Origin of the sequence: Pseudomonas mohnii (assembly GCF_900105115.1) — a bacterium.
In the GTDB taxonomy this organism is placed as follows: Bacteria; Pseudomonadota; Gammaproteobacteria; order Pseudomonadales; family Pseudomonadaceae; genus Aquipseudomonas; species Aquipseudomonas mohnii.
The window spans coordinates 1,364,171-1,378,727 of the sequence record NZ_FNRV01000001.1; the positions used below are offsets into that span (position 1 = coordinate 1,364,171).

12 protein-coding genes are annotated in these 14,557 nt (G+C 60.8%); all 12 read right to left on the bottom strand.

The genetic code is table 11. The annotated features are described in order from the left end of the window. Positions 1 to 2 precede the first annotated feature (2 nt). A complete protein-coding gene (locus BLV61_RS06450) occupies positions 3 to 1,214 on the bottom strand; it encodes an O-succinylhomoserine sulfhydrylase (protein ID WP_090463659.1) in 1,212 nt (403 codons plus the stop codon). An 80-nt stretch (positions 1,215 to 1,294) separates the two neighbouring features. Beyond that, positions 1,295 to 2,800, bottom strand: a complete 1,506-nt coding sequence (purF, locus tag BLV61_RS06455) for an amidophosphoribosyltransferase (protein ID WP_047531226.1) — start codon at positions 2,798 to 2,800, stop codon at positions 1,295 to 1,297. A gap of 41 nt (positions 2,801 to 2,841) precedes the next feature. Then, positions 2,842 to 3,402, bottom strand: a complete 561-nt coding sequence (locus tag BLV61_RS06460) for a CvpA family protein (RefSeq protein ID WP_047531228.1) — start codon at positions 3,400 to 3,402, stop codon at positions 2,842 to 2,844. A gap of 98 nt (positions 3,403 to 3,500) precedes the next feature. Beyond that, a complete protein-coding gene (locus BLV61_RS06465; RefSeq protein WP_090463662.1) occupies positions 3,501 to 4,160 on the bottom strand; it encodes an SPOR domain-containing protein in 660 nt (219 codons plus the stop codon). Next, the gene (gene folC, locus BLV61_RS06470; RefSeq protein ID WP_090463665.1) at positions 4,144 to 5,451 is read right to left on the bottom strand and encodes a bifunctional tetrahydrofolate synthase/dihydrofolate synthase; all 1,308 of its coding nucleotides are present in this window, start codon (positions 5,449 to 5,451) and stop codon (positions 4,144 to 4,146) included. Before folC ends, BLV61_RS06465 begins: the two co-directional genes overlap by 17 nt. Continuing rightward, complete coding sequence (gene accD / locus BLV61_RS06475) at positions 5,448 to 6,368, bottom strand: acetyl-CoA carboxylase, carboxyltransferase subunit beta (RefSeq protein WP_047531234.1); 921 nt, start codon at positions 6,366 to 6,368, stop codon at positions 5,448 to 5,450. The genes folC and accD overlap by 4 nt, the downstream gene beginning before the upstream one ends. A gap of 191 nt (positions 6,369 to 6,559) precedes the next feature. Then, positions 6,560 to 7,174 carry a phosphoribosylanthranilate isomerase gene (locus tag BLV61_RS06480; RefSeq protein ID WP_090463668.1) on the bottom strand — a complete coding sequence of 205 codons (615 nt, stop codon included), beginning with the start codon at positions 7,172 to 7,174 and terminating at the stop codon, positions 6,560 to 6,562. A 63-nt stretch (positions 7,175 to 7,237) separates the two neighbouring features. After that, complete coding sequence (gene truA, locus BLV61_RS06485; RefSeq protein WP_047531238.1) at positions 7,238 to 8,062, bottom strand: tRNA pseudouridine(38-40) synthase TruA; 825 nt, start codon at positions 8,060 to 8,062, stop codon at positions 7,238 to 7,240. 172 nt (positions 8,063 to 8,234) lie between these two features. Next, a complete protein-coding gene (locus BLV61_RS06490) occupies positions 8,235 to 10,865 on the bottom strand; it encodes a FimV/HubP family polar landmark protein (protein WP_090463672.1) in 2,631 nt (876 codons plus the stop codon). Between the two features lie 205 nt (positions 10,866 to 11,070). Further along, positions 11,071 to 12,081, bottom strand: a complete 1,011-nt coding sequence (locus tag BLV61_RS06495; protein ID WP_047531242.1) for an aspartate-semialdehyde dehydrogenase — start codon at positions 12,079 to 12,081, stop codon at positions 11,071 to 11,073. Between the two features lie 181 nt (positions 12,082 to 12,262). Beyond that, positions 12,263 to 13,375: an aspartate-semialdehyde dehydrogenase gene (asd, locus tag BLV61_RS06500; protein ID WP_047531244.1), complete on the bottom strand. Its 1,113-nt coding sequence runs from the start codon at positions 13,373 to 13,375 to the stop codon at positions 12,263 to 12,265. A gap of 68 nt (positions 13,376 to 13,443) precedes the next feature. After that, the gene (gene leuB / locus BLV61_RS06505) at positions 13,444 to 14,526 is read right to left on the bottom strand and encodes a 3-isopropylmalate dehydrogenase (RefSeq protein WP_090463676.1); all 1,083 of its coding nucleotides are present in this window, start codon (positions 14,524 to 14,526) and stop codon (positions 13,444 to 13,446) included. Between the last annotated feature and the right edge of the window lie 31 nt (positions 14,527 to 14,557).

Sequence of the window (14,557 nt, forward strand, 5' to 3'; positions counted from 1 at the left end):
GATCACAAGGCAGCCAACCCGCGCGCCAGGTCGGCTTGCAGGTCAGCCACGTCTTCCAGCCCCACCGCAACGCGGATCAGGCTGTCCCGAATGCCCGCAGCTTCACGCTCTTGGGGCGCCAGACGCCCGTGAGAGGTGGTACTCGGGTGGGTGATGGTGGTTTTGCTGTCGCCCAGGTTGGCGGTGATCGAAATCAGGCGGGTCGCGTCGATAAAACGCCAGGCACCCTCTTTGCCACCCTTGACCTCGAAACTCACCACCGCACCAAAGCCCTTCTGCTGACGCTGGGCCAACTCATGCTGCGGATGGCTCTTGAGCCCGGCGTAATGGACTTTTTCGACGCCGTCCTGCTGCTCCAGCCACTCGGCCAGTTGCTGGGCATTGGCGCAATGCGCCTTCATCCGCAGATTCAGGGTTTCCAAACCCTTGAGGAAGATCCAGGCGTTGAACGGGCTGAGGGTCGGCCCGGCGGTACGCAGGAAACCGACCACTTCTTTCATCTGCTCACTGCGACCGGCCACGACACCGCCCATGCAACGACCCTGGCCGTCGATGAACTTGGTTGCCGAGTGAACGACGACGTCCGCCCCCAATTTCAACGGCTGTTGCAACGCCGGGGTGCAGAAGCAGTTGTCGACCACCAGCATCGCGCCTTTGGCGTGAGCGATTTTCGCCAGCTCGGCAATATCCACCAGCTCGGCCAGCGGGTTGGACGGCGACTCGACAAACAGCAATTTGGTATTGGCCTTGATTGCCGCATCCCAGCCGGACAAATCCGCCAGGGGGACGTAATCGACTTCGACGCCGAAGCGCTTGAAGTATTTTTCAAACAGACTGATGGTCGAGCCAAACACGCTGCGCGATACCAGCACGTGATCGCCAGCACTGCACAGGCTCATCACCACCGCCATGATCGCGGCCATGCCGGTCGCGGTGGCCACGGCCTGCTCGGCGCCTTCCAGCGCGGCAATGCGCTCTTCGAAAGCGCGAACGGTCGGGTTGGTGTAGCGCGAATAAACGTTGCCCGGCACTTCCCCGGCAAAACGTGCGGCCGCGTCGGCGGCAGTGCGGAATACGTAGCTGGAAGTGAAGAACATCGGATCACCGTGTTCGCCTTCCGGCGTACGGTGCTGACCGGCACGTACGGCCAGGGTATCGAACGCTACGCCTTCGAGGTCGCTGTCCAACCGACCGGCATCCCAATCCTGACTCATGCTGTCACTCCTTGCCCCGTTCTTGAAAAATAAGAATTCGTTGGTAGATACAAAACCGGCCCCTAGGGGCCGGTAATGATTCAGTTGTTATACAGATCGATGATCGCACTGACCGCCTGGGTCTTGACCTTGGAGGCATCGTTACGTGCCTGCTCGATCTTGTTCAGGTAGGCCTCGTCGACGTCGCCGGTCACGTACTGGCCGTCGAAGACTGCACAATCGAACTTCTCGATCTTGATCTTGCCGCCGCCGACCGCTTCGATCAAATCAGGCAGGTCCTGATAGATCAGCCAATCGGCACCGATCAGATCAGCCACGTCCTGGGTCGAACGGTTGTGGGCGATCAGTTCGTGGGCGCTCGGCATATCGATGCCGTAGACGTTCGGGAAACGCACGGCCGGCGCTGCGGAGCAGAAGTAGACATTCTTGGCACCCGCTTCACGCGCCATCTGGATGATCTGCTTGCAAGTGGTGCCGCGCACGATGGAGTCATCCACCAGCATCACGTTCTTGCCGCGGAATTCCAGCTCGATGGCGTTGAGTTTCTGCCGTACGGATTTTTTCCGCGCGGCCTGGCCCGGCATGATGAAGGTGCGGCCGATATAACGGTTCTTCACGAAGCCTTCGCGGAACTTCACGCCCAGGTGGTTCGCCAGCTCCAGAGCAGCCGTGCGACTGGTGTCCGGGATCGGGATGACCACGTCGATGTCGTGCTCGGGACGCTCACGAAGAATCTTCTCGGCAAGCTTCTCGCCCATGCGCAGACGGGCCTTGTAGACCGACACGCCGTCGATGATCGAGTCCGGACGCGCCAGGTAGACGTGTTCGAAGATGCACGGGGTCAGGGACGGGTTGGTCGCGCACTGACGGGTGTGCAGCTTGCCGTCTTCAGTGATGTAGACCGCTTCGCCCGGTGCCAGGTCGCGAATCAGGGTGAAACCGAGTACGTCCAGGGAAACGCTTTCGGAGGCGATCATGTATTCGACGCCTTCGTCAGTGTGACGCTGGCCGAACACGATCGGACGGATGCCGTGCGGGTCGCGGAAACCGACGATGCCATAGCCGGTCACCATCGCCACGACGGCGTAACCACCGACGCAACGGTTGTGCACGTCAGTCACGGCGGCGAATACGTCTTCTTCGGTTGGCTGCAACTTGCCGCGCTGGGCCAGTTCGTGCGCGAACACGTTGAGCAGCACTTCCGAATCGGAACTGGTGTTGACGTGGCGAAGGTCAGATTCGTAAATCTCCTTGGCCAGTTGTTCAACGTTGGTCAGGTTGCCGTTGTGCGCCAAGGTGATGCCATAAGGCGAGTTGACGTAAAACGGCTGAGCTTCGGCCGAGGTCGAGCTGCCCGCAGTCGGGTAGCGCACATGGCCAATGCCCATGTGACCGACCAGACGCTGCATGTGACGCTGATGAAACACGTCACGCACCAGACCGTTGTCCTTGCGCAGGAATAACCGGCCTTCATGGCTGGTCACGATACCGGCAGCGTCCTGGCCGCGGTGCTGGAGGACGGTTAGCGCGTCATACAGCGCCTGATTGACGTTCGACTTACCGACGATACCGACGATGCCACACATGCGACGCAACCCCTACTTAATGGATCTGAACTGAACACAACTCACTGAGGCGTTTTCGCCGTCGGCAAGAGATGCTCCTTGAACGGTATTTCAGCGGGTACGCTGATACCGCTGGCAAGCCACTGACTGCTCCACCCGAGAATCAGGTTTTTGGACCAGTCTGCGACCAATAAAAACTTTGGCACGAGTTGGGACTCTTTCCACCACCCGTCCTGCTGTACCGGCCCCAGGCTCAACAGCCCGACCGCCACGACCACCAGCAACACGCCACGCGCGGCACCGAAGGCCATGCCGAGGAATCGATCGGTCCCGGAAAGCCCGGTGACGCGTACCAACTCGCCGATAAGATAATTGATCATTGCGCCTACGATTAACGTGGCGACAAACATGATGGCACAGCCCGTGATCACACGGGCCGACGGCGTTTCGATGTATCCGGCGAGGTACTCGGACAATGCGCCACCGAACATCCAGGCAACGACTCCTGCGATGATCCAGGTCACCAGCGACAGCGCTTCTTTGACGAAGCCGCGGCTCAGACTGATCAATGCGGAGATGGCGATGATTGCAACGATCGCCCAGTCAACCCAGGTAAATGGCACAGTGCAGCCTACAGACGGATAAGGCGGCGCATTTTAGCAGAGCCCATGCTTATCGGTAAGCTGCGATTGTCAGTGCATTTCAAATCGAGGCGATAGATTTAGCCGCGCTCAGGCTGAAAACGCACCACAAAACCCTTGAGATTTTGCTGGCGGTTCAACAAATCGCGCAGGCGATCGGCCTCGGCACGCTCGATCAGCGGACCGACAAACACCCGATTTTTGCCATCGGTGGAACGGATATAGGCGTTGTAGCCTTGGCTGCGCAGGGTTTTCTGCAGCTTTTCCGCACTTTCGCGATTAGCCAGGCTGGCCAGTTGCACCGACCAGCTGATCGACAGGCCATTGGCGTCGACACGGCTTTGCGTGGTGTCCGGCTTGCCCGGAGCGGCCGTGATTGGCTGGGCAGGTGCGGTCGCAGGCTTGGCGGCCAGCGCCGGAGCAGGAGCGACCGGTTTTACGGCCGGAACCGGCAAGGCTGGTACTTTCGGCGCGACAGGTGGCGTCGGCTTGGCTTCCTGGGCAATCTCATCGTCGCTGGGCACCGGCTCCTGCGGCAAAACCTGGGGCTCAGGCACGACCACCGGTTCAACCTGCACTTGTGCCATCGCCGGCGCTTGCGGCGCAGTCGGTGCCTCGACAGTCACCTGGCGCTGCTCATCCTGACGGGAAAACAGCATCGGAAGGAAAATCACGGCCAGCGCGACCAGAACCAGGGCGCCGACCATGCGCTGTTTGTAAGCCTTATCCAGCAATGCCATTTGCCGCTTCCTCCGTGGAGCGCCGAGCCAACCACTCAAGGGCCTCGGCGACACAATAAAATGATCCGAACAACAGAATTTCATCGTCGCTCGTCGCCAGCGCACACTGCCCTTCCAGGGCGGCGGCCACGCTGTCATAGGACGTTACCGAAGCGCCGCGCTTATGCAGCGCTTCGCGCAAATCGGCCACTGGCCGCGCCCGAGGCGAATCCAGTGGCGCGACAGCCCAGTGCTCGACACTAGCACTCAACTCAGCAATGACGCCATCCAGATCCTTGTCCGCCAGCAACCCGAACACCGCCAGACGCTTGCCAGCCAGTGGCCGACTGGCCAGACGCCGGGCCAAATACTCCGCTGCATGGGGGTTATGCCCCACATCCAGCAACAGGTTAAGACGTTTGCCCTGCCAATCGAACGACCGACGATCGAGACGACCGACCACCCGCGTCGCCTGCAGCGCCTGAATAATCTGCGCATCCACCCACGGCAGCCCGAGCAACAGATAAGCCTGTAACGCCAGCGCGGCGTTTTCCATCGGCAGATCAAGCAACGGCAGATCATGCAGCTCGACCACGCGCCCCTGAGCGTCCAGACCTCGCCATTGCCAGTCGTGATCGGTGATACCGAGATCGAAATCGCGCCCGCGCAGGAAAAACGGGCATTTAAGCTCTCGTGCTTTATCCAGCAGGGGCTGCGGAGGATTCAGGTCGCCACAGAGCGCGGGCGCGCCCTGGCGGAAGATACCGGCCTTCTCGAAGGCCACGGACTCACGGGTATCACCGAGGTAATCCGCGTGATCGACCCCGATACTGGTGACCAGTGCCATGTCGGCGTCCACCACATTGACCGTGTCCAGACGTCCGCCCAGCCCCACCTCCAGCACCACGGCATCGAGCCCGGAACGCTGGAACAGCCAAAACGCCGCCAGGGTGCCCATCTCGAAATAGGTCAGGGACGTGTCGCCGCGCCCCGCCTCGACCGCCGCGAAGGCTTCGCACAGCTCGGCGTCAGTGGCTTCAACGCCATTGACCTGCACCCGCTCGTTGTAACGAAGCAGGTGCGGAGAGTTGTAGACACCGACTTTCAGGCCCTGGGCCCGCAGCAACGAGGCCACGAACGCACAGGTAGAACCCTTGCCGTTGGTGCCGGTGACCGTGATCACCCGAGGCGCCGGCTTACCCAGCCCCATGCGGGACGCTACCTGTTGCGAGCGCTCAAGGCCCATGTCGATGGCCGAGGGATGCAACTGCTCGAGGTAGGCGAGCCACTCGCCAAGGGTACGTTGGGTCATACGTTGGCTGGCACCGGTGGAACCACGATCGGCTCGATGGGGGTCGCGACGAACTTAGGCGTCGGCAGGCCCATCATCTGTGCCAACAGGTTGCCCAGGCGCGGACGCAGCTCCTGACGATGAATGATCATATCGATGGCACCGTGCTCCAGCAGGAACTCGCTGCGCTGGAAGCCTTCCGGCAGTTTTTCGCGCACGGTCTGCTCGATCACGCGTGGGCCGGCAAAGCCGATCAGCGCTTTCGGCTCACCGACGATGACGTCGCCGAGCATCGCCAGACTGGCCGAAACACCGCCGTAGACCGGGTCGGTCAGCACGGAGATGAACGGAATGCCTTCTTCACGTAGACGCGCCAGCACCGCGGAGGTCTTGGCCATTTGCATCAAGGAGATCAGCGCTTCCTGCATCCGCGCACCACCGGAGGCGGAGAAGCAGATCATCGGGCAGCGGTTTTCCAGCGCGTAGTTGGCGGCGCGAACAAAGCGCTCGCCGACGATGGCGCCCATCGACCCACCCATGAAGGAGAATTCGAACGCCGAAACCACCACGGGCATACCCAGCAAGGTGCCGCTCATGGAGATCAGCGCATCTTTTTCGCCAGTCTGCTTTTGCGCAGCAGTCAGGCGATCCTTGTACTTCTTGCCATCACGGAACTTCAGACGGTCAACCGGTTCCAGGTCCGCCCCCAGCTCGGCACGGCCTTCGGCGTCGAGGAAAATGTCGATACGGGCGCGTGCGCCGATACGCATGTGGTGATTGCACTTGGGGCAAACGTCCAGGGTCTTTTCCAGCTCCGGACGATACAACACAGCCTCGCAAGACGGGCACTTGTGCCAAAGACCTTCAGGCACCGAGCTCTTCTTGACCTCGGAACGCATGATCGAAGGGATCAGTTTGTCTACTAACCAGTTGCTCATGCTTTCTTTCTCCAGTACCGGCGGCCCGAACGCTCTGGTTCGCAGCCCCGTGTATGCCCTTGAGCTAAATTCATGTGTGCGGCGATGATCAGTCGATGGCCGGGTCAGCGAGACGTGACCTGCGTACCACCCAACAACCCTCAGCCTTTTTGTACAGAGCAGTGGACGGCGGCAGTCTGCCAGCCGTCACATCAACGTAGCGCGTTGATGAATGCCCGAATCTTCGCATGATCCTTGATGCCCTTGCTCTCCTCTACCCCACCGCTGACATCCACCGCATACGGGTGAACCCGGTCAACTGCCTCGGCGACGTTATCCGGGGTCAGGCCTCCCGCCAGAATAATGGGCTTGCTCAAACCTTGCGGTATCAGTGACCAGTCGAACGCTTCGCCGGTTCCACCGGGAACACCTTCGACATAGGCATCGAGCAAGATGCCGCTGGCACTCGGATAGGCGTCGCAGGCTGCCGCAATGTCATCACCGGCCTTGACCCGCAGCGCCTTGATGTACGGGCGATGCCAGCTTTCACATTCTGCCGCGCCTTCGTCACCATGGAACTGCAACAGATCCAGCGGTACCGCCTCGAGGATTTCTGCCAACTCTTCGCGACCGGCGTTGACGAACAGGCCCACGGTGGTGACGAATGGCGGCAACGCCTTGATGATCGCGCGCGCCTGCTGGCAGGTCACCCCCCGCGGACTCTTGGCGTAAAACACAAACCCGATGGCATCGGCCCCGGCCTCAACCGCCGCCAACGCATCTTCTATGCGGGTAATCCCACAAATCTTGCTGCGAACGGCTGACATGTCGATAAAACCCCACGGCAAATCCGAGAAAGTCCCGGATGGTAACAAAAGCGTTCGAGGGCGTCAGCCGTCAAGTTCGGTGAAACCGGTCAGGAAATGCGGGCCGATGTAACGCTCGGGCAATTCGAACTCGTCGCGGTACTCGACCTGCACCAGATACAGACCAAACGGGTGAGCCGTCACCCCGCCTGAGCGGCGGATTCGGCTCTCCAGCACTTCCTTCATCCACTCGACCGGGCGTTCGCCGGCCCCAATGGTCATCAGCACACCAGCAATGTTGCGCACCATGTGATGCAGGAAAGCGTTGGCGCGGATATCCAATACGATCATTTTGCCATGACGGGTGACGCGCAGATGATGCAGCTCCTTGATCGGCGACTTGGCCTGGCACTGACCAGCGCGAAAGGCACTGAAGTCATGGATACCCACCAGGTACTGCGCCGCCTCGGCCATGCGTTCGACGTCCAGCGGACGGTGGTTCCAGGTGATTTCTTCGTTCAGGTGCGCCGGGCGGATCTGATCGTTGTAGATCACGTAGCGATAGCGCCGGGCAATGGCCTTGAACCGCGCATGGAAATGCGCCGGCATGACTTTGGCCCAACTAACACTGACGTCGTGCGGCAAGTTGATATTGGCGCCCATGACCCAGGCCTTCATCGAGCGCTCGACCGGCGTATCGAAATGCACCACCTGTCCGCAGGCATGCACACCGGCATCGGTGCGCCCTGCGCACAGCAGCGACACAGGCGAGTCGGCGACTTTCGACAAGGCGTTTTCGAGGGTTTCCTGCACCGTGAGCACGCCGGAGGCCTGGCGCTGCCAGCCGCGATAGCGCGAGCCTTTGTATTCAACGCCCAACGCGATCCGGAAAAAGCCGTCGGCCGCCATTTCGGCGGCCGGGTTATCTATATTTGCCAAGGAGTGACAGCCTGCTGATGTACGCGAAGGCGGGCATTATAAAGCCGTGGGACGTGGATACCAGTACAACAGCATCGCCCCGCGATAAAACAAAAACGGCAGCCTCACCGGGCTGCCGCATTGTTTACCAAGAGCCGATCACTCAGGCCAGACGCGCCAACATCTCCTTGGCTTCGCTCTTCTGGCCGTCATCACCTTCTACCACCACCTCATTGAGGATATCCCGGGCGCCGTCGTTGTCACCCATATCGATGTAGGCCTGGGCCAGATCGAGCTTGGTGGCGACTTCGTCGGTGCCGGAAAGGAAATCGAATTCCGGCTCGTCTTCGGCAGAAGCCAAAGCGTCTTGCTCCGTGAATGTCGGCTCACCGATGCTGCCAGACAAGCTTTCCAACTCGGCGTTGACGTCATCCAGCTCCGCGGCGAAAGCATCCGGCGCATCCATTTCTTCAGCCAGCGACAGATCAAAATCGGCCGGCAGCTCAAGATCATCCAATGCCAACTCGGGGGCTGCCGGTGTTTCGACGACTGGCAAATCCTTCACGCCTTCGTCCAGGTCGAGCAGGAAGTCATCTTCAGCCAGCGTCGCTGTCGACGGCTCCGCACCAAGATCCATGTCCAGATCGAACTCCGACAGGTCGTCGAGGTTTTCCTTGATCTCAGCCTGCTGCAACACCGACCCGAAACTCAGGTCATCGTCCAGAGGGAAATCTTCCAGATCGGCCACAGTCGATGCTTCAGGCTCCGGCGCAGGCGTAACGACTGCTGGAGTAATGTTTTCCAGGTCATCCAGGCTCAGATCGAAAGCGCTGTCGAAATCGTCTTCGACCGGAGCCGGCGCTGGCTCTGGCGCTGGCTCTGGTGCCGGTGCTGGCGACTCGTCCTGCAACAGGTCCTTGACGTACTGCGCGTCCAGTTCGGCCGCGACCGCTGCGGCGGCGATACTTCCGGCAGCAATCAGCGCCATGGCCGGGAAACGGCTCTTCAGTTTTTCGACCTGGGCGAAATTGTCGCCGTTGGCCACCAATTGGCGCTCCTGGGCAACGAACGCATCGCGATCGCCTTGCTGGCCGTAGACTTCCATCAGCTTCAGGCGCAGATCACTGCGCTGAGGCTCTTGCTTGATGCCCTCTTCCAGCAGGGCTGCAGCCTGATTCAGACGGCCGGCGGCGATGTGCGACTGGGCTTTGTCCAACACGTCGTCCGAGCGGTCGGCGGCTGGCGCCACCAGTGGCGCGGCGATGGGTGGCGTGACCACAACCGGGGCCGGAGCCGGAGCCGGAACGGGCGCAGGAGTCGGCGCGGTGGCCAGCTTTACGCTCGGAGGGGGGACCTCCAGGCCTTCGAAACTGCTTTCCGGCAGGTCAAGATCGGCAGAAAACGGCTGTTCCTCTGCCAGGGCGCGGGCCATGCGTAAGTGTTTCTCGGCTTCTTGCTGGGCTTTGCGACGACGGGCCAGCAACAGCAACAACAGCAACACAACCAAGGCCCCGCCACCGGCCAGGCCCAACAACCAAGGATTAGTCAGTAGCTCGTTGAATTGCTTGTCGTCGGAAGCTGCCGGGGTCGGTTCGACAGGTGTCTCGGCCGGAACGGGCGCCGGAACCGCTGCAGGCGTCATCTCGGCTGGCGCTGGCGCTGGCACAGCTCCAGGCGTCAGTTCAGCCGTCATCGCCGGCGTCGGCGCAGCAGCCGGTGCCGGGGCACCCGCCGCCCCCTCAGCCTGCAACTTGGCCAGCTGATTGTTCTTCAGTTCGATCAGACGTTGCAGTTTGTCCATCTGACTTTGCAGATCAGATATGCGGCTTTTCAGCTCTGCATTGTCACGGCGGGTGGTGTCGAGGCTTTCCTGAGTCACCGCCAGCTTGTTGTTCAAGGCTTTCGCATCGCCTGCGGCGCCTTTGCCACGGGCCTTGCCCGACTCGGCCGAGACCAGGCTCAGGTTGTCCCGAGCGGGCTGCGACGAAGTCGCTTCACCACGAACACGCTTGGTGGCATCGAGTTGCTGCTGCCCCGCGGCCGGCTTAGCGACATAGCGACGCCCCTGACGCCACGCAGTGTTCTGAGCAGCGACTTCGGCAATCGCCTTGGGTTGCCGCATGCTGGTGCTTTGCGCCTGATCCGGCATACGCAGCACCTGCCCGGTTTTCAGCCGGTTGATGTTGCCGTCGATAAAGGCATCCGGGTTCAGCGCCTGGATGGCCAGCATGGTTTGTTGAATCGAACCGCCGTTACGCGCCTTCGCCGCGATTTCCCAGAGGGTATCGCGCGGCGTAGTGGTGTATTGGGAAGGTTTGGTCGCACCGGTGACGGGCGCGGTCACACCCTGAGTCGGCGTGGGCTGCGCGGCTGCTTCAGCGGTTTGCGGTGAGAATTTGGACGGGTCGAGCAAAACGCTGTAATCACGCAGCAGTCGACCGTTGGGCCACATCACCTGAACCAGGAATTTCACCATGGGTTCGGAGAGCGGCTTGCTGGAAGTGACACGCAGGATGCTTTTACCACCGGTACTCAGCACCGGAGTGAAGGTCAAGTCGTTGAGAAACGCCTGGCGGTCGACACCGGCCTTGGCGAAATCTTCAGGTGAAGCCAGGCTCGGCACCACTTCGGCAGCGGTGAGTTCCTTGACGTCGAGCAATTCGATTTCTGCCACCAACGGCTGGTTCAGCGTCGATTTCAGGGTCAGCTCCCCAAGCCCGAGGGCATGCGCCATACCGGAGGACAGCGCCGAGGCGGCCGCTATTGCTAACACCAGTTTGCGAACTTGAACCATAGCTCATCCTTAGTTTGAACATTCCTCGGCCAGCGAGAAGGTGTTGATAGCCGCTGCCGTAAGGCATTGCGCGGCGGCGAGAAGTCGCCGCGCGCGATCGTTTCATGCATGCCCCGGAAAGCCCCACAGGGTGGCTCGCCTTCAGCATTCCTGCCAAGCATAGCGCTGGGTCGGAACCATTCGAAAAATTGTTGCCAAGTATCTTTTACAGCAGGTCTTTTATCAACAACTCAGCCAGCTGCACAGCGTTGAGCGCAGCACCTTTGCGTACGTTATCTGACGTCAGCCACAAATTAAGTTCCGACAGGTCGTCGATACCCTGGCGTACCCGACCAACGTAGATCACATCCTGCCCTACCGCGTCACCTACCGGCGTCGGGTAATCACCGGCTTCAACCAGCTCGATGCCTGGGGCGTCTTCCAAAGCGGCGGTGACTTTAGCCAGGTCAATCTCACTCGCTGATTGCAGACTGACACTAAAGCTATCGCCAAAAAACACCGGGGCTTGAATGCAAGTCACGGAAATCTTCAATGAAGGCAGGGCCATGACCTGGCGCAACTCACGCACCAGGCGCTTTTCCAGCAGCGTATGACCTCGCTCGTCCGGCTTGCCGACCTGGGCCAACAAATTGAACGCCATCTGTCGATCGAAAAAGGTCGGCTCCAATGGGCGCACGTTAAGCAACTCGGCGGTCTGCCGGGCCAGCTCGGTCACGGCCTCGCGGCCCTGGGCGGAAACCGCCAGGCACGCGGTCAGGTTGATGCGCTGCAAATCGATCAAACCCAGCAACGGCGCCAGCACCACCGCCAGCGTCGTAGCCGAAGGGCTCGGGCTGCTGATCCGGAATGGCTTTTTCAGGCCGACCAACACCTGCGCGTTGGCTTCCGGCACCACTTGTGGCGCCTGGTCGGCCGGCAACGCGCCGGACAGGTCAATTACCGAGCAACCGGCAGCCGTGGCGCGTGCGGCAAAACTCAGGGTCACGGCCGGGCCCGCGGCGAAGAACACCAACTGGACTTTGCCAAAGTCGAACTCATCGACTTCCCGCACCCGAACGTTCTTGCCACGAAACGGCACCGAGTGCCCGGCGGATTCGCTACTGGCCAGCAAGTGCAAGTTGCCGACCGGAAAGTCGCGCTCTTCAAGAATCTGCACGAGCGTCTCGCCGACAGTACCGGTGGCGCCGATCACGGCAATATCGAAGGACTGGCTCATGGTTCAACCTCAGGCGAAACGGGGGAGCGGCACTTTACCGGGTGGTGGGGATGCAGGCAATTATGTGGCGTCTGTTCTGCCCGCGATCACGGAACATCAGGTACCTCATCAACATCTGACGGCCTGGAATAAAAAACCCGCGCCTCTTTCAAGGCACGGGTTCCTTCACAGCTTCAATCGATCAACGCTCAAGCAGGATCCGCAGCATGCGACGCAGCGGTTCGGCCGCGCCCCAGAGCAGTTGGTCGCCGACGGTGAACGCACCGACGAATTGCGACCCCATGTTCAACTTGCGCAGACGGCCAACCGGCACATTCAGGGTACCCGTGACCTTGGTAGGGCTCAGCTCCTGCATGCTGATCTCGCGGTTGTTCGGCACCAGCTTGACCCAAGGGTTGTGCTGGCTGATCAGCCCTTCGATATCGGCGATCGGCACGTCTTTGTTCAACTTGATGGTCAGCGCCTGGCTATGGCAACGCATGGCACCAATGCGCACGCAGATGCCGTCGACCGGGATCGGGCTCTTGAAGCGACCGAGGATCTTGTTGGTCTCGGCCTGGGCCTTCCACTCTTCACGGCTCTGACCGTTCGGCAGCTCCTTGTCGATCCACGGGATCAGGCTGCCGGCCAGCGGTACGCCGAAGTTTTCGGTCGGGTAGGCGTCGCTGCGCATGGCTTCGGCGACACGACGGTCGATGTCGAGGATCGCGCTCGCCGGGTCGGCCAGTTGATCGGCGACCGCTGCGTGGGTCGCACCCATTTGTTTGATCAGCTCACGCATGTTCTGCGCGCCGGCACCGGACGCCGCCTGATAGGTCATGGCGCTCATCCACTCCACCAGGCCAGCTTCGAACAGACCGCCCAGGCCCATCAGCATCAGGCTGACGGTGCAGTTGCCGCCGATATAGTTCTTGGTGCCCGCGTCCAGCTGCTGGTCGATGACCTTGCGGTTGACCGGATCCAGGACGATGACCGCGTCATCCTGCATGCGCAGGCTGGAAGCGGCGTCGATCCAGTAGCCCTGCCAGCCGGCTTCGCGCAGTTTCGGGAAGACTTCACTGGTGTAGTCACCACCCTGGCAGGTCAGAATCACGTCGAGGGTTTTCAGCTCTTCAATGCTGTAAGCGTCCTTGAGCGGAGCAATGTCCTTGCCCACGGACGGGCCTTGGCCACCGACATTGGAAGTGGTGAAAAACACCGGCTCGATAAGATCGAAATCCTGCTCTTCCAGCATCCGCTGCATGAGCACGGAACCGACCATACCGCGCCAACCGATCAGACCTACACGTTTCATCGCAACTACACCTTCTTGAAAAGTGGGCCGCTGCTTTCGGGGATGAAAGTGGCAGCGGGCCCGAGAGATTACAGATTCCGCAGCGCGGCGACTACTGCGTCACCCATTTCCTGCGTACCGACTTTAGTGCAACCGGCCGACCAGATGTCGCCCGTACGCAAGCCCTGGTCCAGCACCAGGCTGACGGCTTTTTCGATGGCATCGGCCGCGGCCTGCTGGTTGAAGCTGTAACGCAGCATCATCGATACCGACAAAATGGTCGCCAACGGGTTGGCAATGCCTTTGCCCGCGATATCCGGCGCCGAACCGTGGCACGGCTCGTACATGCCTTTGTTGTTGGTGTCCAGGGACGCCGATGGCAGCATACCGATGGAGCCGGTGAGCATCGAGGCCTGGTCGGACAGGATGTCGCCGAACATGTTGTCGGTGACGATCACGTCGAACTGCTTCGGCGCACGCACCAGCTGCATTGCGGCGTTATCGACGTACATGTGGCTCAGTTCGACTTCAGGATAATCCTTGGCCACTTGCTCGACCACCTCACGCCACAGCTGGCTGGAGGCCAGTACGTTGGCCTTGTCGACCGAGCACAGCTTCTTGCCGCGGACCATGGCCATGTCGAAACCGACACGGGCGATACGGCGGATTTCGCTTTCGCTGTACGGCAGGGTGTCGTAGGACTGACGCTCGCCGTTTTCCAGGGTGCGGGTGCCGCGCGGCGCGCCAAAATAGATGCCGCCGGTCAGTTCACGAACGATCAGGATGTCCAGGCCGGAGACGATTTCCGGCTTCAGGCTCGAAGCTTCGGCCAGTTGCGGGTACAGGATCGCCGGACGCAGGTTGCCGAACAGGCCCAGTTGCGCACGGATTTTCAGCAGACCACGCTCAGGGCGGATGTCACGCTCGATGGTGTCCCATTTCGGGCCGCCAACAGCGCCCAGCAGCACGGCATCGGCTGCGCGGGCACGTTCCAGGGTTTCATCGGCCAACGGCACGCCGTGCTTGTCGATGGCGGCACCACCGATCACGTCGTGGCTCAGCTCGAAGCCCAGGGCGTACTTGTCGTTGGCCAGTTCCAGCACCTTGACCGCTTCGGTCATGATTTCCGGGCCAATACCGTCACCCGGGAGAATCAGAATCTGCTTGCTCATGCTTTCCTCATGTCATCAGTCGGTGCACCCT

Bases quoted from the DNA above. Each gene is read 5' to 3' on its own strand.
- BLV61_RS06450 (WP_090463659.1), bottom strand. From the start codon at position 1,214: ATGAGTCAGGATTGGGATGCCGGTCGGTTGGACAGCGACCTCGAAGGC.
- purF (WP_047531226.1), bottom strand. From the start codon at position 2,800: ATGTGTGGCATCGTCGGTATCGTCGGTAAGTCGAACGTCAATCAGGCG.
- BLV61_RS06465 (WP_090463662.1), bottom strand. From the start codon at position 4,160: ATGGCATTGCTGGATAAGGCTTACAAACAGCGCATGGTCGGCGCCCTG.
- folC (WP_090463665.1), bottom strand. From the start codon at position 5,451: ATGACCCAACGTACCCTTGGCGAGTGGCTCGCCTACCTCGAGCAGTTG.
- accD (WP_047531234.1), bottom strand. From the start codon at position 6,368: ATGAGCAACTGGTTAGTAGACAAACTGATCCCTTCGATCATGCGTTCC.
- BLV61_RS06480 (WP_090463668.1), bottom strand. From the start codon at position 7,174: ATGTCAGCCGTTCGCAGCAAGATTTGTGGGATTACCCGCATAGAAGAT.
- truA (WP_047531238.1), bottom strand. From the start codon at position 8,062: ATGGCGGCCGACGGCTTTTTCCGGATCGCGTTGGGCGTTGAATACAAA.
- BLV61_RS06490 (WP_090463672.1), bottom strand. From the start codon at position 10,865: ATGGTTCAAGTTCGCAAACTGGTGTTAGCAATAGCGGCCGCCTCGGCG.
- BLV61_RS06495 (WP_047531242.1), bottom strand. From the start codon at position 12,081: ATGAGCCAGTCCTTCGATATTGCCGTGATCGGCGCCACCGGTACTGTC.
- asd (WP_047531244.1), bottom strand. From the start codon at position 13,375: ATGAAACGTGTAGGTCTGATCGGTTGGCGCGGTATGGTCGGTTCCGTG.
- leuB (WP_090463676.1), bottom strand. From the start codon at position 14,526: ATGAGCAAGCAGATTCTGATTCTCCCGGGTGACGGTATTGGCCCGGAA.